This window comes from Sphingobacterium hotanense, from assembly GCF_008274825.1.
Lineage (GTDB): Bacteria > Bacteroidota > Bacteroidia > Sphingobacteriales > Sphingobacteriaceae > Sphingobacterium > Sphingobacterium hotanense.
On record NZ_CP030848.1, the window covers coordinates 1,832,581 to 1,852,180 of the forward strand.

19 protein-coding genes are annotated in these 19,600 nt (G+C 40.9%); 9 read left to right on the forward strand and 10 right to left on the reverse strand.

Annotated elements, in window-relative coordinates; genetic code table 11:
* Window positions 1–462 precede the first annotated feature (462 nt).
* Window positions 463–1,371, forward strand: coding sequence for a transposase (locus DSM08_RS07490; protein WP_149525478.1), 909 nt, complete (start codon window positions 463–465; stop codon window positions 1,369–1,371).
* Window positions 1,372–1,515: 144 nt separating this feature from the next.
* On the opposite strand, the gene DSM08_RS07495 is transcribed toward DSM08_RS07490, so the two are convergent.
* Window positions 1,516–1,974 (reverse strand): hypothetical protein, encoded by a 459-nt coding sequence (locus tag DSM08_RS07495; protein ID WP_149525577.1) that lies wholly within the window; start codon window positions 1,972–1,974, stop codon window positions 1,516–1,518.
* Window positions 1,975–2,351: 377 nt separating this feature from the next.
* Between DSM08_RS07495 and DSM08_RS07500 the strand changes: the two genes are divergently transcribed.
* Both DSM08_RS07500 and DSM08_RS07505 read left to right on the forward strand, forming a co-directional pair.
* Window positions 2,352–3,176, forward strand: a complete 825-nt coding sequence (locus tag DSM08_RS07500) for an endonuclease VIII (RefSeq protein ID WP_149525578.1) — start codon at window positions 2,352–2,354, stop codon at window positions 3,174–3,176.
* Window positions 3,177–3,281: 105 nt separating this feature from the next.
* Window positions 3,282–3,791: a thioredoxin family protein gene (locus DSM08_RS07505; protein WP_149525579.1), complete on the forward strand. Its 510-nt coding sequence runs from the start codon at window positions 3,282–3,284 to the stop codon at window positions 3,789–3,791.
* A gap of 4 nt (window positions 3,792–3,795) precedes the next feature.
* On the opposite strand, the gene DSM08_RS07510 is transcribed toward DSM08_RS07505, so the two are convergent.
* The 5 genes from DSM08_RS07510 to DSM08_RS07530 all read right to left on the reverse strand — a co-directional run bounded on the left by DSM08_RS07510 (window position 3,796) and on the right by DSM08_RS07530 (window position 8,468).
* Window positions 3,796–4,185 (reverse strand): group III truncated hemoglobin, encoded by a 390-nt coding sequence (locus tag DSM08_RS07510; protein WP_149525580.1) that lies wholly within the window; start codon window positions 4,183–4,185, stop codon window positions 3,796–3,798.
* Window positions 4,186–4,235: 50 nt separating this feature from the next.
* Window positions 4,236–4,673 carry an RrF2 family transcriptional regulator gene (locus tag DSM08_RS07515; RefSeq protein ID WP_149525581.1) on the reverse strand — a complete coding sequence of 146 codons (438 nt, stop codon included), beginning with the start codon at window positions 4,671–4,673 and terminating at the stop codon, window positions 4,236–4,238.
* A 108-nt stretch (window positions 4,674–4,781) separates the two neighbouring features.
* On the reverse strand, window positions 4,782–6,110 hold the full coding sequence (locus DSM08_RS07520; RefSeq protein WP_149525582.1) for an amidohydrolase: 1,329 nt from the start codon (window positions 6,108–6,110) through the stop codon (window positions 4,782–4,784).
* A gap of 54 nt (window positions 6,111–6,164) precedes the next feature.
* On the reverse strand, window positions 6,165–6,482 hold the full coding sequence (locus tag DSM08_RS07525; RefSeq protein ID WP_149525583.1) for a GNAT family N-acetyltransferase: 318 nt from the start codon (window positions 6,480–6,482) through the stop codon (window positions 6,165–6,167).
* A gap of 210 nt (window positions 6,483–6,692) precedes the next feature.
* Window positions 6,693–8,468: an AMP-dependent synthetase/ligase gene (locus DSM08_RS07530; protein ID WP_149525584.1), complete on the reverse strand. Its 1,776-nt coding sequence runs from the start codon at window positions 8,466–8,468 to the stop codon at window positions 6,693–6,695.
* A gap of 250 nt (window positions 8,469–8,718) precedes the next feature.
* Here DSM08_RS07530 and DSM08_RS07535 point away from each other — a divergent pair, with 250 nt between their 5' ends.
* Window positions 8,719–10,482, forward strand: a complete 1,764-nt coding sequence (locus tag DSM08_RS07535) for an aromatic amino acid hydroxylase (RefSeq protein WP_149525585.1) — start codon at window positions 8,719–8,721, stop codon at window positions 10,480–10,482.
* On the opposite strand, the gene DSM08_RS07540 is transcribed toward DSM08_RS07535, so the two are convergent.
* Window positions 10,471–11,367: a flavin reductase family protein gene (locus DSM08_RS07540; protein ID WP_149525586.1), complete on the reverse strand. Its 897-nt coding sequence runs from the start codon at window positions 11,365–11,367 to the stop codon at window positions 10,471–10,473. The two genes, DSM08_RS07535 and DSM08_RS07540, sit on opposite strands and share 12 nt — an antisense overlap.
* An 18-nt stretch (window positions 11,368–11,385) precedes the next feature.
* A complete protein-coding gene (locus DSM08_RS07545; RefSeq protein ID WP_149525587.1) occupies window positions 11,386–12,366 on the reverse strand; it encodes a fumarylacetoacetate hydrolase family protein in 981 nt (326 codons plus the stop codon).
* Window positions 12,367–12,696: 330 nt separating this feature from the next.
* Between DSM08_RS07545 and DSM08_RS07550 the strand changes: the two genes are divergently transcribed.
* From DSM08_RS07550 to DSM08_RS07560, 3 genes are read left to right on the forward strand one after another with little or no spacing between them, the layout of a single operon-like run.
* Window positions 12,697–13,854, forward strand: coding sequence for a homogentisate 1,2-dioxygenase (locus DSM08_RS07550; RefSeq protein WP_149525588.1), 1,158 nt, complete (start codon window positions 12,697–12,699; stop codon window positions 13,852–13,854).
* A gap of 29 nt (window positions 13,855–13,883) precedes the next feature.
* On the forward strand, window positions 13,884–15,011 hold the full coding sequence (hppD, locus tag DSM08_RS07555; protein ID WP_149525589.1) for a 4-hydroxyphenylpyruvate dioxygenase: 1,128 nt from the start codon (window positions 13,884–13,886) through the stop codon (window positions 15,009–15,011).
* Window positions 15,012–15,028: 17 nt separating this feature from the next.
* On the forward strand, window positions 15,029–16,258 hold the full coding sequence (locus DSM08_RS07560) for a Glu/Leu/Phe/Val dehydrogenase dimerization domain-containing protein (RefSeq protein ID WP_149525590.1): 1,230 nt from the start codon (window positions 15,029–15,031) through the stop codon (window positions 16,256–16,258).
* 204 nt (window positions 16,259–16,462) lie between these two features.
* Here the strand turns inward: DSM08_RS07560 and DSM08_RS07565 are convergent, their stop codons facing one another.
* Together DSM08_RS07565 and DSM08_RS07570 are read right to left on the reverse strand one after the other, a co-directional pair.
* Window positions 16,463–16,858, reverse strand: a complete 396-nt coding sequence (locus DSM08_RS07565; RefSeq protein ID WP_149525591.1) for a (deoxy)nucleoside triphosphate pyrophosphohydrolase — start codon at window positions 16,856–16,858, stop codon at window positions 16,463–16,465.
* 126 nt (window positions 16,859–16,984) lie between these two features.
* The gene (locus DSM08_RS07570) at window positions 16,985–17,551 is read right to left on the reverse strand and encodes an AAA family ATPase (RefSeq protein ID WP_223110880.1); all 567 of its coding nucleotides are present in this window, start codon (window positions 17,549–17,551) and stop codon (window positions 16,985–16,987) included.
* Window positions 17,552–17,793: 242 nt separating this feature from the next.
* Between DSM08_RS07570 and DSM08_RS07575 the strand changes: the two genes are divergently transcribed.
* Together DSM08_RS07575 and DSM08_RS07580 are read left to right on the forward strand one after the other, a co-directional pair.
* Entirely contained in the window at window positions 17,794–18,264 is a 471-nt protein-coding gene (locus tag DSM08_RS07575) for a hypothetical protein (RefSeq protein ID WP_223110881.1), read from the forward strand.
* Between the two features lie 141 nt (window positions 18,265–18,405).
* Window positions 18,406–19,566, forward strand: a complete 1,161-nt coding sequence (locus DSM08_RS07580; RefSeq protein WP_149525594.1) for an AraC family transcriptional regulator — start codon at window positions 18,406–18,408, stop codon at window positions 19,564–19,566.
* Window positions 19,567–19,600 lie beyond the last annotated feature (34 nt).

A 19,600-nucleotide genomic window follows, 5' to 3' on the forward strand; every position in this document is an offset into this window, starting at 1 on the left:
TTTAAGGATTGGCAGGATGGGGTTGAAAGGATTATTCTTTTCTGAACCAGGAAAGGAAGGATTTAAGGATTGACAGGATCTAGTGTAGTGTTGGATGACGGTATGGGCATCGTGCGTTATAGGAGACGTTTCACTAAATGTCTCCTATGAAAAATAAAATTCATTCCTTTTTTCCCGACAATGCCCGATCCTGCCCACCCTTAAATCCTTTTTTTCCTGGTTCAAAGACAACCCATCCTGTCAATCCTTAAATCCTTTTTTTCCTGATTCAAGACAATTTTTGCTAAAGAAAAAATACTAATATCTCACATCGAATGCCGCCATAGGTCTAAATACTAACTACTAATGCGAATTAAGGGTTGAAATATATTGGAAAAAGCTTCTTAAAAAGAGGGGTGAAAACTTTCATAAAAGCCTGATTATCAGTATACTTATAATGTTCCTTACGCATTATTAAACAACATGATCAATCAGGCCAAGGCTCTAAAATTAATAAAATTATACCAGTATGTGTGTGATAAATATGACAGTGAACTGCAATATTACTGTCAGCGATTTTCAAACAATAACAAACCTGACTTTACTGATCAGGAGGTTTTGACCATCTATTTATTCAGTGTGCACGAGGAACAGCGGCTAAGGATCAAGCAGATTCATAAATTCGCCTCGGATTATCTGATGGATTGGTTTCCCAAGCTAACTTCGTACGTAGCATTCAACACCCGTATCAACCGCCTTTTTGATGTTTTGAGATCTCTCTGTCAGTCAGTTGTAGAGGACTTTGCTCCAGAAGAGTGCTCCAGAGAATTTTCCCTACTGGACTCTATGCCCATCATAACCTGCAGTGGGACTAGAAGGGCAAAGGTAGCTCTGGAGATAATGGATAAAAGCTTCTGCTCAACGAAGAGGCTTTGGTATTTTGGATTAAAACTTCATGCGCTCAACAGCTATAACAAATCCACGCTGCCTCGTCCGGAAAGCATAGTAATAAGCAAGGCATCTGAAAGTGACCTGAACATATTTAAGGAGAATTGGGCATCCATCGCAGGTAGGACGTTCTTTGGTGACAAGATATACCGTGACGCCCCATTCTTCGAGTGGTTTTATAAAGAAAAAAAATCAATTATGTATACTCCGATAAGGGAAACCCAAGGAAAACCGGATTGTTTAAAAAACAGGGATCGTGCTTATAATGATCTGTTTTCAAGAGCAGTATCTAAGGTAAGACAACCAATCGAATCCTTTTTTAATTGGATAAATGAAAAAACACAGATACAAAACGCAAGTAAGGTCAGATCTACCAAAGGACTATTAGTACATGTGTTCGGTAAATTAACAGCCTGTTTCATAAAGCCTATTTTCAACCCTTAATTCGCATTACTAAATACTAACTACTAGCTAAAACCCTTACTCTCCCAATTCAAACCCAATGTATAGCCCAATCAAAACCGCTTGGAAAAGGCTTTGATATGGGTTTGAATAAGGTAAGAAGAGGCTTAGACTGATACCAGTTCCCTATCTAAAGTTTGGACGGCTTGTAAAGGGCGAAAACGACCAGGGAACGGATGCGAGTATGATGATGTAAATAAATATATAGCGTTTCCAAAGGTAGGTAAATGCTGACGTTCCGACTTTCTTTTTAACAAGGAAGGTAAGCGTATTCATTAGGATAATTCCTAAGGTCATCATGCTCATATGTTCGAGGCCAAAAAAGCGGAGTTGTCTATTCTTGAGGTTAGCGGGAAGGTCATCCCAAAAGGCATTGCTGATGGGGCTAGTCAGGTAGAGCATCCAACCTAGTACTAATTGAATGTTGTAGACCATGCAAAAAAGTACAAGCCATTGATAGTGCTTTAATTCGAATGTTGTTTTGTCGCGATGATTAATATATACCCAAACGATTTGGATGAGCATTGCTATTAAAACGATCCATCGATAGTAGGAATGATAAAGTAACCAGTGCGAGTAATTCATTTAGAACAAAAATCTTATAAAAAAGCAAGCATCAGCCTAACGACAACGATCAATCAGTAACATCTTTATCGTTCCTTAATTTGGCCTGTCGTTTTCGGATAGCAGAAGACAAAGGTAAAACAAAGTTCCGTTACCAACTCATTACATACGGCAAAAATACCATAAGTGTATGAGGTGTTTATAATTCTCTTTTTGGAAGATATATTGCGTTAGAAATATCGCTATTTAGGATGAATTGCCAGCCCTTTGCAGGAAACTTGATTCATAATGTTATAGCGTAAAAAACTAAAAAAAGCTTATCGAGTATTCGAATAGCATTTATGAAGAACGGATAACGGATATATGTTTTACAATTGAAAACATTTTAGATTAAAGCCATGATTGAATTACCTGAAGCAATAACACTAGGACGTCAGATCAACGAAACATTGTGCGGAAGAACAATAACTGATGTGTTTAATTCCAATAGCCCGCATAGATTCACGTTTTTCTATGGCGATCCACTAACATACAATGAATTACTGACCGGTAAAAAGATCCTCTCCGCGGAGGGGTGTGGAATATTTGTCGATATTATTCTTGAAGATGATATTCGCATCAGTCTGAATGATGGGGTAAATTTTCATTACAGTAAGGATGCATCGAAGATACCCCCTAAATATCAGTTGTTGCTCACCTTTGATGATGAAAGCTTTCTCGCGCTCACTGTTGCCATGTATGGTATGATCGCAGTTTATCAGGGAGAATTCCATAACAAGTATTATTCAAAAAGTTTAAACAGTGTTTCGCCTATGAGCGAGCTGTTTGATAAGACTTATTTTGAAAACTTAATCAATAAAGAAACGAAGAACATATCTGTTAAAGCGCTTTTAGCGACAGAGCAACGTATCCCCGGAATTGGCAATGGCGTATTACAGGATATTCTTTTTCAGGCTCCCATTAACCCTAAACGCAAAATTTTATCACTCGCCGATCAGGACAAGATAAACATCTTAAAGTCAATAAAATCAACACTTCGCGCAATGATTGAGGCTGGCGGACGCGATACCGAAAAAACGCTATATGGTGGAGGTGGTTATAAGACATTGATGTCGAAGAACACATATCGTGATCCCTGTCCTAGATGCCATGGATCAATAGTTAAAGAAAATTACATGGGTGGAACTGTGTATTACTGTAGAAATTGTCAGCCTTTGAAATAGTGAGGTATAAATAAATGATATATCAATAGTAAAGCTTGACAAAAAATTGGCATAAAAATACATAAGAATAGCTAATTTAGGTTCAGGAATTAAAAGAGAGTTGATATGAAAGGGAAGATTTTACCGTTAGTTTACAGCGCATGCGTATTGTTTTTGGGTCTTGGGTCGATGGATGTAAATGCGCAGACGGAAAAACCAAAGGAGATTGACGCCTATGCGAAGCCATACCACCCGGAGGCGGATGCACAGGCAGATTTGGATAAATTGATTGTTCAGGCTCAGAAAGAGAATAAGAATATTATTGTACAAGCAGGGGGGAATTGGTGTATATGGTGCCTTCGTTTCAATAATTACATTCAGCAAAATCCTGCTGTCAGCAAATTATTGAAAGATAAGTTCCTGTATTACCATGTAAACTATTCCAAAGAGAATAAGAACGAAGCCTTCTTTACGAAATATGCTCCCAATGGACCGGCATTAGGCTTTCCGTTCTTTATTGTGTTGGGTAAAGATGGAAAGGTACTGAAGGTTCGGGAGAGCGGCAATTTAGAGAAGGATAGCAGCTACGATGAAGAGAAAGTCTTAGCTTTCTTCAATGAATGGATTGCGAAATAAGATATTAAGCTAGGGGTTTTCCGCTCTGCTGCTTGTAGTAAGCAATTTTATGCTGGAACATTTCAGCCATGCGTCCGCCTTGCCATTTTGCTCGCTCAGCCTTTTCCCCTTGGAAAAGTTCATCTACGGTTTTACTGAAGATGGCAATCCAGGTATCAAAATGTTTCTTTTCGATAGGCATGTGCATATGAGGGGGGAAGGGGCTTCCGAAGTAGGTATGTTCGTCGAATAATACCGTTTGCCAGAAGCGGTACATCTTTTCAAGGTGTTCCGGCCAACGATCTTGAATGATGTTATCAAAGATCTTTCCCAATAACTCGTTCTCACGAATATGATCATAAAAGGTATTCACAAGTAGTTTAATGTCTTCTATATTTTGGATATCTGTTTTCATGGGTTCTTTTTCTTTTTGTTATCATTTGATATTATCTATTTCGCTAGCTTCTACGCACGAATAAGCACACTATCTCCGGCGATCAATCCTGTGGCAAGATCCTGTATTGTTGTGCTTTCCATCATACTTTTCAATTCACGGCGTATGCTCACGAACCGTTCATGCATGGGGCATGGATTTTTATGATTGCAGGCCGTTAGTCCTAATGCGCAGCCGGTAAAGATATTGTCGCCATCCAGCGCTTTCACGATATCTGCGACCTTTACATGCTCAATCTGCTTTGCAGTCATCTCAAAGCCGCCGTAAGGTCCTTTGATAGATTGTAGAATGTCGTGTTTCGTTAAAGTCCCTAATACTTTGGCCGTAAATGCTTCGGGCGTTGCGGTATGTTCCGATACCTCACCAATTTTCACCCGCTTGCCTTCCATAGATTGCGTGGCGATATAGATGATTGCTTTAATACCGTGTTCAGCTGCTTTTGAGAACATAGTTTACTGATATAATTGTTCTTTTTTCAAAGATAAGAGAAAAGCTTCTTATTTAAGACTGTTTTGTCTTAAATAAGAAGCTTTATGATATTGAGGTGAAAATTATAGTTAATAGACTACATTCCCGGCATGTATCAGGTGTTCTATTTCTGGAACTCGAGCAACCGCTTCTGCGGAGCAGCTGCTATTGACCAATACAAAATTAGCTTTGTCATTTAGTTTCGGCCATTGCTGTTTTCCTTGATCGTCGAGCGGCAGAACATTGTTAGTAGCAAGTCGGAGGCTTCGAGAAAGCATAAATTCATTTCCAAAACCGTATAACTGCGCCATCAAACTGGCTTTATCTAATACTGATCCTGTGCCATAAATGCCCCAATGGTCGATGACGCTATCGATTCCTGTAGCCACATGAACGCCATGTTTATACAGCGTTGGGATCGGCATTACTCTTCCGCCGAACGGAATGGTAGAGATAATTCCTACTTGTGCTTCAGCGAGCTTTTCTGCTAATTCCTCTTGTCTGGCTGCGTTGATAGCGGACAGCGCAAAGCAATGGCTCAAATAAGTTTTCCCTTTGAGAGTTGGATTCTCCAAAACCTTCTTGATGAGGTATTCGATCGTATCCACTCCCGATTGTCCAGATTCGTGCAAGTGTATGTCGATTCCTTTGTTATGATCCAATGCGAGTTGTACAGTAAAATCAATGGGTTTCTCGATCGATCCGTCAATTGAGTAGGGGTCAAGACCGCCAATAAAATCTATATCAGTTTGTGCTGCCTCTTTCATGAAAGGAACGGAATCTGTATAATACAGACCATGCTGGGGGAAAGCAACGAGTTCCGCTTCAAAACCAGCTTTTTTATTCTCCAGCGCTATCTGTAGATTTTTAAGGGATTGTAGTTTGGAAGTTGGTTCAATATTGACGTGACTTCTGGCGAAACTAGAACCCTTGGATTGTAAAAGTTCGATTAACTTCTCCGCTCGATACGTCGAAGTTTTCAACATCTCCGGCAGGATTTCTTGTTCTAATGCAATCATTCCCTTTATCCCTCCGGAGCGGCGCTTGACTATCTTCCACGGCCCACCGTAGAAGGTTTTGTCCAGGTGGATGTGCATATCCTTGAATGCAGGTAACATCAGCATGCCCTTGGCATCAAAAGCGTCGGCTTTAGGATCATTCTTTCTGATGCTGGTAATTTTGCCATCAGCAATCTCGATACAAAACAGCTCTGTTTTAGTTGCAACCACTTCATCGCCGTCATATTCAAAGCCTGTTTCCAGGCGTACGTTTTTTAACAGTTTCATCGGTTTGCTTTTGTTGGCTGTAGATTCTACTTGCTGAAAACCTGTCAATAGCGGCGCTGCGCCTATGCCTGCGATTCCCAATGCGGTGTTCCTAATAAATGTTTTTCTACTTAGATGTTCTTTTTTATCCATTCCACTTTCCTTAATTCACGATTTTACCAATAGCAATCTCAAATATAGCGATTGCTAGAGTTTATCATATCCCGGGAAATGAGGAGCGACCAAAGTTTTCCATTCTGGATGCTTTTTAATAAATGCGAAGACATAAGGACAGTAGGGCAATAATTTTTTGCCTGACTCTTGTATGTAGACCAACGTTTTTTCTACTAACGCAGCTGCGGCACCTGTTCCAGCCAGTTCCTCCGGTGCTTCGGTATGGATCAATGCAATATTGCTGGGGGTTTCTTTGTAGTCTATAAAGGCGATATGGCCGTCTACATCTAGCTCAAATCTGCTCTTTTCCTCGTTTTTTACTACAGGGATGGGTTCGAATTGCTCTTTCATATTCTGTTTTTATTTATTAATAGTATCACAAAATCGGAAAGATTTTGTTCGTGCTTGTTGATGTAAGATAAGAAATCTTTCATGTTTCCATTGAATCGCGGATAGGGATAAAAGTTCTTTCGGCTCTTAAAACTTACAAAACAGAAAAAACGAAGAGCCCCATCAACTAATGGGGCTCTTCATGTAACACGCGCAGGGTAAAATTACTTGTTACTCTGCTGTATGATAAAGATCTTCGAACTCTTTTTTATATTTTTCGAGAATTACCTTTCTTTTCATTTTCAAAGTAGGAGTCAATTCTCCATCTTCAATTGTAAATTCATTTGCTAGAATAATCGGGCGCTTAATCTGCTCCCAATTTCCGAAATGTTTATTCGCCAATTGTACTTCTTTATTGATTTTTCTGACCACCTTATCCTGTTTCAAGAACTGATCTTTCGGCAGATCACGTAGCTCTGGTGCTTCAGATTTACTCCAGTCTATCAAATGCGCATAATTCGGAACGATATAGGCCGAAGCGAATTTCTGTCCATCACCGATTACCATAGCTTGTTCGATGTAGTTTGATTCTAACAGCTTCTTTTCGATCGGCTGTGGGATTACGTACTTACCGCCGGAAATCTTGAACATTTCCTTTTTACGATCGATGATCTTTAAGAAACGACCCTCTTCCCAAGTTCCGATATCACCGGTATGCAACCAGCCATTGATAATCGTCTTATCTGTCTCTTCTTTATTTTTGTAATAGCCCTGCATAACGTTAGGACCTTTCACTAGGATTTCACCATCTTCGGCTAGCTTAATTTCCACATATTTTACAGGAAGACCTACGGTGCCCACACGGGTTCCTTTGATATAGTGATTCACAGAAATCAGTGGAGAGGCTTCGGTCATTCCATAGCCCTCATATAGGGGGATGCCTGCGGCTAAAAATACACGCGCAAGCTTGGCTTGTAGAGAGGCACTGCCCGACGCTACAGTCATCAACTGGCCGCCTAATGCTTCATACCATTTATCTAAAACTAACTTCTTAGCAAGTTTCAGTTTGATATTATATCCAAAACTTCTTTTCTTTGGGTCTGGATCATAATCTTCCGCAACTTTTACCGCCCAATCGAAGATATTACGCTTCATGCCGGTCAGCTCAAGGCCTGTTTTCATGATCTTTTCATAGACTTTCTCAAGAATTCTAGGCACGGCTGTCATGATATGTGGCTGCACTTCCTTAATGTTCTGGCCTATTTTGTCTAATGATTCCGCAATATGAGTTGTAATACCGATATAGAGATAGGTATAGATGACCATACGCTCATAGGCATGGCAGGGAGGAAGAAAGGTAAGGGAGCGATGGTATGCCTGGCACGGAGTAATTTCACGAGCGGCTTCCACGTTGGCCATGATGTTGTTATGCGTTAGCATCACACCCTTAGGTTTGCCAGTCGTTCCTGATGTATAAATCAGAGTCGCAAGATCTTCTGGTTTTACAGCATCGCGAAGGAGCTCTAATTGTTCGTCAGAAATCTTTTCTCCTAGGGTCTTCAGTTCGTCCCAATGCCTAACATTCTCCTGTTTCTCCATCGCAAACACGTATTTTAAGGTGTAGATGGAGTCTTTTAATGAGAGAATTCGATTATAAAGGGATTTGTTGCTTACGATACAAAGTTTGATCTCTGCATCGTTGAAGATGAATTGATAATCAGCATCCGTGATATTAGGGTAAATGGCAACGGTTACTGCACCAATCTGCTGAATCGCAAAGTCTACAATATGCCATTCCACACTACTATCCGCAATAAGGCCTACTTTTTCACTTGGCTTAACGCCTAATTCAATAAGCCCCTTAGCGATTGCATTTACTTCCGTTAAAAATTGTTCGGTTTTTATTGGTTTCCATTCACCTTCCTTTTTATGCGAGAAAATATCAAGGTTTGGAAATAGTTCGACCTGTCTAAACGCTAGATCGAACAGTCTAAGTTTTTCATCCATTTCAATTCAAATTACCAGTCTTTTTTAGGGACTGACTTCCTCCTCATTTAAACATCGACTAAGAGGAGAAGTTTGCAAAAATAAAAAAATGTTGGTTTATAAAGGGTTGAATTTTATGAAATTGTTAAGTTTTCAATTAAAACGATTGTAAGGATAATCCTGCCTGACATTTAACTCGTTTGTTTTTAGACCAACTAATATTCGTTGTGATTAACAATTAAAATAATTATGTTTGTTAAAACGGTTATAAATGAATCATTATGATAATCCGGTAGTTGCTCAGCTACCTAAGCATTTGTTAAAATACATTGTTCCGCAAGACTATTCCAGATATACAGCGATTGACCAGGCGGTATGGCGCTATGTTATGCGCCAGAACTACGCTTATTTGCGTAAGATAGCTTACTACCCATACATACCAGGGTTGACGAAGGCAGGCCTTAGCATTGAGGAAGTTCCGAACCTGCAGTCGATGAACGATGCGTTGAAAAAAATAGGTTGGGGAGCCGTCACTGTTGATGGATTTATTCCGCCTTCGGCATTCATGGAGTTTCAAGCACATCGTGTTTTGGTGATTGCGGCGGATATCCGTAGTATAGATCATATCTCTTATACGCCAGCTCCAGATATCATCCATGAGTCTTCTGGGCATGCGCCAATTATCGGAGAGCCGGAATATGCCGACTATCTGCAGTATTTCGGATCCGTCGGTACCAATGCTTTAAGTTCTGGGAAAGACATGGAACTGTATGAGGCGATTCGAGAGTTATCCATCGTGAAAGAGAAGGAAGGGGCCTCGCAGGAAGAAATTGATGCTGCAGAGTCTAAGTTTGAGGCAATCTCGAAAAATATGGGCGAGCCTTCGGAGATGGCTTTATTAAGTCGCTTACATTGGTGGACAGTGGAGTATGGCTTGATAGGAACCCTGGAAGAGCCAAAAATATATGGAGCGGGCTTACTTTCTTCAATCGGTGAAAGCGCGAATTGTATGCGCCCGGAAGTGAGTAAGCTTCCTTATACTATAGATGCGATCAATTATGCATATGATATTACGCAGCCTCAACCCCAATTGTTTGTAACAGCAGATTTTCATCAGGTTTACGATGTCTTAGATGAATTTGCGAATCAAATGGCTTTCCGCGTAGGCGGGAAAGAGAGCGTTGATAAAGCGATCGATAGCCGCACGGTTTGTACCGTGGTATATAGTTCCGGACTGCAGGTTTCGGGCGTATTTGTAGATTTCGCTGATAGTAAAGAACTCATTGGCGTAAAGACGAGCAGTCCCACTTCATTGGCGTTCGAGGACAAGCAGCTAGAGGGGCACGGGAAGAATTATCATAAAGATGGTTTTAGCTCGCCTGTAGGTCTATTAAAAGGGATTTCTAAACCTTTAGAAGACTTTTCGGTACACGAGTTAAGCGAACTCGGAATAGTTCAAGGAAAGCCTGCTGAGTTACATTTTGAATCAGGATTAGAGGTACGCGGCCTTGTTGATGCGCTGACTTTTCGGAATGACCGATTATTGATAATTTCGTTCAGCGATTGTACGGTGAAGGATGCATCGGGCAAAGTTTATTTTCAACCCGAATGGGGAACTTATGATATGGCCGTCGGTCATAAAATAGTGTCTGTTTTTGCTGGTGCCGCAGATAAGGATGCCTATGAAGGTGCAGGGACCGGTACAGGTGAGCCAATTGCTGCAGGCGTCTATTCGGACCGCGTTAAAGCTTTGCAAGAGGTATATCAGTCTATTCGCGATGTGCGCGAAGCGGAAGGTGATGTGGATACCTTGGTCAAGAAATTGGCAGGTTTAGATGCGAATTTTTCGGATACCTGGTTAGCAGCGATGGAGATTTTAGAAATCGCTTTAGATCGCGAAAAACAAGACTTGGCAATAGATGCAGAAGGCTATTTGAGGATGATGAAAACAAAACATCCTGAATTAGATAAACTTATTCAGGATGGTATACGCTTGGCGAAAGACAGGAATATCAGTCTGACGTTATGCCAGTAATAATACCTGCCAAGCGAAGTCTATTTCGTCTTGGTCAAGAAGCTGGGCTGCATATCGATGCAGCTCATTTGTTAATTGAACCTTATCATTTTCCCACATGGTTAGCAATTGCTGCACGTGAGAATCATTTCTTGCCAGATCAGTTTCCTCTGGAAGTGCTTCGATATTCGCTAAAAGACCTAGTTGATTGCCCGTTAATATGCTGGAAAGTCTGATGTGTTCGGGTAGCTGGTCCACGCCGATTCCAAGTTTCCTCAATGGTTTTGGTACTTCGAACAGGTTTTCTTCGGTTACCCGACAATACCAATCTCCGCCCAAGCGCGCAACAAGATCCAGATCTGCCTGGTTGACTAGATCATTCTCGTCAAGAAGATGGCTTTTTACATGCATGCAAACGACTTCGGCGATAACTAAATTGCCGGCTCCACCGTCCTCTGCCAGCGGGATGACTTGGCGTACTTTGCATTCCAACTGTATCGGCGATTCCGCGACACGCGGTGGTTTAATATGTTGTGAAGGAATAGGGGTGAGCCCTGATTTTTCAAATTCATTGATGCCCTTTGCATATTCCGTGCTCGCAAGTGATTGTTGTTGCACCATATCGTAGTTTACAATATTGATCACTACTTCCGCAACTTCATTAATATTGTCTAAGGTATGTTTGGTAGAACCATCGCGTACTCGGCGTAGGGGTGAGAATACACAGATCGGCGGGTTTTGCGACATATAATTAAAATAGCTGAATGGGCTCAGGTTTATCTCGCCGGCCGCATCAATTGTACTGGCGAAGCAGATAGGTCGAGGGGCAACAGCATATTTTATCAGGTTGTCGAATACGCGTCCATGTACTGCGGGTTCGAAAGTTTTAGTCTCTAGATTTTGCATATCAATCGCTAGTTTGTTTTATAGGTTTTTGTCTAAGAGTATGGTGTTTTCAAGCGTTCCTAAAGCAGTAACTTCCATGCGGACGCGATCGCCCGGCTGCAGCCACTGTTCTTCGTAGTTTGGATCTTTGCGCTTTCCGGTTCCATTAAGCTCTAAAAAACATCCCGTTCCTACGGTTCCGGAGCCTATCACATCGCCAGGGTAGATGGTCACGCCATAGGATATACGTTCGATGATTTCAGCGAAGGTCCAGTTCATGCTCGATAAACTGCCTGATGATACTTTAACGTCATTGACAAAGCATTGCATTTGTAGATCGTATAAGTCGCCTTCGCGATCGGCAGGCGTAGGTGTCTTGTAGGCTGCTAGTTCGTCTTTTGTGATTAGGTATGGTCCAATTACTGTTGCGAAATCCTTTCCCTTCGCTGGGCCAAGATTCAGCTTCATCTCTTCCATTTGCATGCGCCGAGCACTCAGGTCGTTCATGATCATATAACCGGCGATATAATCATCGGCATCTCCGGCTTTAATGTTTCTACCTTCTTTATTGATAACGATTGCGACTTCCAGTTCGAAATCCATGCGGTCAAAATGATCAGGCATACAGTACACGTCTCCAGGACCGGCTATAGCGCGATGATTAGAAAAATAGAATACAGGAAATAAGTCGAATTCAGGAATCATGTCCAATCCGCGGTTTGCTCTTGAGGTTTCCACGTGTTGCCGAAAGGCATAGGCATCTCTCAAGGACGAGGGTCTCGGCACTGGTGCGAGTATTTCAACTTCGCCGAGCGATAAGCCTGATAATCCGTCCGGATTGTTTTGTAGATATAGTTGGAATGCTTTATTGAGATTTTCCAGTCCCTCGTTTCCGGAAGCTAGCAATGCTTCCATGTTTTCCGGCAGGTGATTACCGATTTTGGATACCGGGATGATGTAATTTTGATGTACAAGACCTAATGATTCTTGATTATTTTGTCGGTATGTTATGATTTTCATAACGGATGTTGTTCGAAAGTTTAAAATTTACAATTGGTTCTTTTATTTCTTAAGTATTTGAAAATGACTTGTTAAATAAAAGATTTATTCTGTATTCCGACGTAAATATAAAATAAAATGCCGTATATTTGGGTAATAGCAATAACCATTTATGAACATCAGTAGAGCAAATATTGTCTTTCCTCCAAAAGGAATGATGCCTCTTACGAAGGCACTTATTGCTGATGTTGTGTTTGCCCAATACTAATTCCTCATTACTATTTCGAGAAGTAAACATATCCGCTGCTGTATAGCAATCGGGTTAATAATCAATTTATAAATCTTTTTAATATGCCACTTTATCATCAATTGGGACAGGTTCCCCGAAAACGACATACTGTATTCAGAAAGCCCAATGGCGAGCTTTATGCGGAAGAGTTGGTATCTACACACGGCTTCTCGAGCACCTATGCTTTAGTCTATCATTGTCATCCACCAACCCTAGTTAAACAAATACAAGAACCCTATGATGTGTCGCCAACAGTAGCACGTGATAAGCATCTAAAACATACGAGCCTGAAGGGTTTTCAGGTAAAACCTAAAGCAGATTATTTAGAAAGTCGAGTGCCGGTCTTGGTAAACGACGATTTGCATATTTCTTTGGCGGCGCCAGAGGATTCGATGAAGGACTATTTCTATAAGAACAGCCAAGCTGACGAGGTGATTTTTGTACATGAGGGTTCAGGAACATTAAAAACCGGCTATGGGGAAATTCCTTTTGCCTACGGCGACTACCTAGTGATCCCGAGGGGAGTAATCTATCAAATGGAATTTGACGATAAGAACAATAGGTTATTTATTGTCGAATCCTTCGAGCCCATCCGCACACCAAAGCGCTATAGAAATGAGTTTGGACAGTTAGCGGAGCATGCACCCTTCTATGAAAGAGATATCAAGCGTCCTCAGAATCTGAAGACATATGATGAGTTTGGCGATTTTGAAGTTAAGATTAAGAAGCAAGGATTGATCTATCCATACATTTACGGAAGTCACCCTTTTGATTTTATTGGTTGGGATGGATATCACTATCCATGGGCATTTTCTATTCATGACTTTATGCCGATCACCGGTATGTTGCATCAGCCGCCACCTGTTCATCAGACTTTTGAGACAAACTCTTTTGTGTTATGTAGTTTCTGTCCGCGTTTGTATGACTATCATCCGGATTCTATCCCTGCTCCTTATAACCACAGCAATGTGGATTCCGACGAGGTTCTTTATTATGTGGACGGCGATTTCATGAGCCGTAAATCTGTCGAAAAGGGACAGATTACCTTACATCCGGGCGGTATTCCGCATGGGCCGCATCCTGGTACTGTGGAAAAGAGCATCGGACAAACGAGAACAGATGAACTAGCGGTTATGATCGATCCTTTCCGTCCGCTGAAATTGACGAAGGAAGCTTTGGAATTAGAGGATCCTGACTATTACATTTCCTGGTTAAGTTAAAAACATTCGACTATTATAAATTATTGATTATGGCACAAACATTCGCAGAAAAGATTGCTCTAGCGCAGGATTTTCTACCTATTAACGGAACAGATTACGTTGAATTTTACGTGGGCAATGCAAAACAGGCAGCCCATTATTACAAGACTGCTTTTGGTTTCCAATCGGAAGCCTACGCCGGTCCGGAAACCGGCGTTCGCGACCGCGCTTCTTATGTTATTAAGCAAAACAAAATACGCTTGGTGCTGACTACAGCGTTGAAGTCTGACCATCCAATTGCTGAGCATGTTAAGAAGCATGGTGATGGCGTGAAAGTGTTAGCGCTATGGGTAGACGATGCAGAGAAGTCTTTTAACGAAACAGTTAGCCGCGGTGCTAAAGTATATCAGGAATTAGAAGTCAAACAAGATGAGTTTGGCGAAGTTCGCACTGCTGGTATCTATACATATGGAGAAACGGTACATATGTTCGTTGAGCGTAAGAATTATACTGGTGCTTTTATGCCGGGCTACCAAGTATGGGAATCAGATTATAATCCGGAAGAAACAGGTTTATTATATATCGACCATTGCGTCGGCAATGTGGGTTGGGAAAGAATGAACGAAACGGTAGAGTGGTATCAGGATGTGATGGGGTTTGTCAATATCCTTTCTTTCGACGACAAGCAGATCAATACAGAGTATTCCGCATTGATGAGCAAGGTAATGAGCAATGGCAATGGCTATGTGAAGTTTCCGATCAATGAGCCGGCTGAAGGGAAAAAGAAGTCACAGATTGAAGAGTATTTAGAGTTTTACGAGGGCGAAGGTGTTCAGCACGCTGCCTTAGCAACTAATGACATCGTTTCTACAGTAAAAGCATTGAAGGCTAGAGGAGTAGAGTTCTTAGGGGCACCTCCAGAGGCTTACTACGAGATGCTACCAGAACGTATCGGTGCTATTGATGAGGAAATCAAGATTATTCAAGATTTGGGAATTTTAGTTGACCGCGATGAGGAAGGGTACTTATTACAGATTTTCACCAAACCTGTGGAAGATCGTCCGACTTTATTTTATGAGATTATTCAGCGCAAAGGCGCACAGAGTTTTGGTGCTGGAAACTTCAAAGCTTTATTTGAAGCGATCGAAAGAGAACAAGAAAAGAGAGGAAACCTATAATATATTGCAAAGTTAGAATGAAAGAATTATTGAAAGCTTTCGAAGAGAAGCGTCCGGAGATTGTATTTGAATGGAAAGATCCGGAGACGGATGCCGAAGGATGGGTTGTTATTAATTCCTTGCGCGGTGGTGCCGCAGGCGGAGGGACCCGTATGCGCTTAGGATTGGATCGTAATGAGGTAGAATCCCTAGCGAAGACCATGGAGGTGAAATTCACGGTATCTGGACCGGCTATCGGCGGGGCTAAATCGGGTATAAATTTTGATCCCTCGGACCCTCGTAAAAAAGACGTGCTTGATCGCTGGTTTAAGGCTGTTACGCCATTGTTGAAAAACTATTATGGCACAGGAGGGGACTTAAATATAGATGAAATAACAGACGTTATCCCATTAACGGAGCAATACGGCTTGTGGCATCCTCAAGAGGGTGTGCTTAGCGGGCATTTCGATGTTCGTGAGAATGGTCGGATACATCAAATTGGACAACTTCGTTATGGTGTTTCCAAGGTATTGGAAGATGGTACCTACAGTCCGGAATTGAAACGTAAATATAAGGTTGCCGATATGATTACTGGATTTGGCGTCGCTGAATCAGTTCGCCATTTTTATTCGCTGTTCGGCGGTGAAATAGGCGAGAAAACTGCGATCATCCAAGGCTGGGGCAATGTAGCCGCTTCGGCAGCATTTTACCTGAGTAAATTTGGTGTAAAGGTTATTGGGATTATCGATCGCGTCGGTGGATTGATCAATGAAAAAGGGTTCTCTGAAGAAGAAATTGCTGCATTATTTTTATCCCGTAACGGGAATTCCCTCGCAGCAGACCATCTGATCCCATTTGAAGAGATCAACGAGCGTATCTGGAAATTAGGTGCTGATATCTTCATCCCAGCCGCAGCTTCAAGACTGGTTTCCAAAGAGCAAGTCAATACGATGGTAGCCCACGGCTTAGAGCTTATCGCTTCTGGCGCGAATGTTCCATTCGCCGATAAGGAGATTTTCTACGGCCCGGTCATGGAGTATGCAGATCAGCATGTTGCTGTTATCCCAGACTTTATTGCTAATTGCGGCATGGCACGGGTATTCGCTTACCTTATGCAGCCCAATATAGAAATCAGTGATGATGCTTTGTTCTCCGACGTTTCTGACATTATTTTAAAAGCTATGGAAGCTATACATGCTGCTAACCCAACTTCTAAGACGGGTATTTCGTCGAGGGGGTATGAGATTGCTTTGAAACAACTTGTTTAGATATAAGATATTAGACATTAGATTTTAGACCTTTGTCAATCGTTGAATAGTGTTGTCCGATTTTACAATTTGAAAGTTTGTTGATTTTTACTTGTCTAAATATGCTTATTATAGACATCGAGATAAGTCGGGGAAAGTCTAAAATCTAATGTCTTATATCTAATGTCTAAACAGAAAAGAGCCTAATAAAGGCTCTTTTCTGTTTTATATTGCTTCCCTCACCATACGAATATACTCTTCTATGATGGGGAGGTCGGCGTTTGCCCAGTCGTATTTCCAGAGGTCAACTTGATCGACCCAGATTACTTGTTCGTGTTCGGTTTTTGTAGGTTTACCGGATTTGATGCTGCAGATGTAGGGATAAAGGGTTAATGAAAAGTCAGGGTAGTGGTATTCCACCTTGGTCAATGGGCGATGAATGTTAATCTTTAACTTCAATTCTTCTTCTACCTCGCGAAGTAAACACTCTTCCAAGGACTCATCTTCTTCTTGTTTGCCACCGGGGAACTCCCATTTTAAGGGAAGTTTCATATCCGCAGATCGTTGGCAAATTAGAACTTGATTATCTTTCTCTATCAGGGCACAGGCTACATGTATCATTACATAAATATAGTTAAATTTCACGCATAGCAAAATAAAATTATTTCGCTGACGATTATTTGATGGCCGATTCTGTAGGGGTTTAGCTGTTAAATGAGTTGTTAATACGAACTGTTCAAATCGCGGCTATCCGTTATTCTTCATCTTCATTGCTGCAACGATAGTTTTCATAACGAAGTCTCGTCGTGAATCGACATCAGTCTTCGGGATCTCGACTAAATGGTAGTGTGCTGCAATGTACGTGTCTTGGATTTCATGATATGTTTTGAGAGCTTCGTCCCAACTTTGTTTTCGTTCTTGATCAAGTTCGTATATCTCCTCCCAAGGCGGAAGTATAAATACAATAGGATTGTATCTATAATTGCTGCTCCGCTCTAGAAGTTCATGAGCTAAATCTAGCTTTTCCATTCTGGCGTACGCCAGCGTATCAGGAATACCGCGATCAAAAAAACATATGTTATGAGGACATGCAATTTGTTCCTTTTCAAAACTATCGATAGAACCCAATAACATGCGTTCGGCATACTTGGTCTTATTGGCCCATGGCAAGGCGTCGCCACGCTTTTGCACCTCCTCTTGTATAATATGGCGCGCGACTTCTTCGACTACTGTGAAACCTTCTTTTTCTAATGCGCGTAGTAAAGTTGTTTTTCCGACCCCTGGTCCGCCTGTAAGAATGAAAAAATTATCCATGGGCATAATTAAGAATGCTAATGAAATGATCTATCTGTTTACAATAAAACGATATATAAGTAATCTTGTTGTGCTAATGAGGTCAATTTCTCTCGTTACTAAGCACTTATTACTCTGTGTTTAAACTTATAATTAATCGTACAACAACAATACTTATAAATAGTTTTATTGTGGCATTATATTGGCTGTAGTATTATTTAATTAAGACTTATTTTACGGAAGATTTGACCTAAGCAGTGACGATGCTCCAATTATACTATTTTCATTACATGCGATTAAAGCGTCCTAGTTTATTTTTGATTATTCTTAGTTTCTTGTGCCTGCAATCGGCCGTTCTACGGGGGAATCAAGTGGCGGATACGCTGGCGAATTATTCTAATGAGGAGCTTTTAGATAAGGCTTTCTATACACATAATACATTTTATTTGGAGTATTTGGAAAAGCGGAAGCTAAGTGTTGATGTGGCTAAGCTTTTATATCAGGATTTAGGGCGTATGTTAATCTCTGAGGGCAGGCTAGACTCGGCCTTAATTTATTATACGAAGCTTGATTCTTTGTCTGCGAAAACAGCCGATCTTAAGAACCAAGTTGTTGCAAAGCTCTCGATCGGCGAGCTTCATTATAGAAAGAAAGAATATAAGAAAAGTCAAGCCGTATTTGAGGCTGCTCAACCCCTAATTGAGGAACTACCAGAAGGCATCAATAAGATATAGTCGAAGGCAGAATACAGCTATTTCTATTATTTAAGCGGTAAATTCGATTTATTTATCGAACAGAATCTGAAGAATCTCGAAGAGATCGAGAAAATTGAAGACTCTAAAAAATTAGTCGGTACTGATTTGGATTTTTTGTGGATGGGAAAGTCAGTACTCATCAATTTCATCGCCCATGGATATACGATGAAGGAAGATTTTACGAGTGCCGAAAAGTATTTGAACGAATCGAAAGCGATCATTGAAAAACACTTTCCCAATGATATGTATAGTTCCAGTATAATGCGGAAAGTGGCGTTTGGCCAGCTTTATCTATTTAAGAAAGAATATGACAAGGCCATTCCGTATCTCCAAGAAGTTATTAATCTAGGGGATTCTCATAATTTTAGGGAATATCAATATAAAGCCCGCGTTTTCTTGGCCATTGCCTATTACCAAAAGGGCAATTATAGTGAATCGTTGAAGCATGCTGAAACAGCTATACATTCCAAAGTGGCGATAGCTGATTATATCGATTTTGAGATGGAGGCATTGCGCTATGCTTATTTATCAAGCAAGGCTATAGGTGCGACTGAGAAAGCGATGGAGTATTCTCGCTTGTTTATAGAGCAAGACGCTGCGATGAATGATAATCGGAAATCCAACTTCGTTAATTCTTTTATCAATAATTTAGAGGTCAGTAAGCTTGAAGAAGACATTAAATCAACCAGTAATAGCAACAATCTTCTTCGCTATGGTTTAACCAGTTTTGCTATTCTTACAATCGGCTTAATTCTTTTTTCTTTCTATCAGGTTGCAGAAAATAAAGCAATTCGAGCAAGAATTGAGGAATATATGGATCAGATGGATAATGAAGTTAGCTCGGAAGGGGCAGTAGTTGTTCCTTTGAAGAAGGAGCGTCGCGTAAATGAATCGACAGCATCGATTCCCAAAGAGGAAATAGATGAAAAGACGAGTAGGATATTAGATAAGCTGACGGAATTTGAGCAAAGCGATCTCTTTGTTGATAGCCGAATGAGCTTGTCTTATCTGGCAAGTAATCTTGGAACTAATACGATTACCCTGTCAAAGATCATCAACACTTTTAAAGAGATGAACTTCAACGATTATATCAACGGACTTCGTATTCGCTATATCATCGACCGTATCAAGAACGAACCGCAGTTTGAACAGTATAAAATCAGCTATCTGGCGGAAGTATCAGGCTTCTCTTCACATAGTATTTTCAGTAAAGCATTCAAAAAGAGTACGGGAGTAACACCTTCCCAATTTTTAGATTACTTAAAGGAGGAAGGTCGTTAAATAGTGTTCAGAACTGATATTTAGTGCTTTTTGA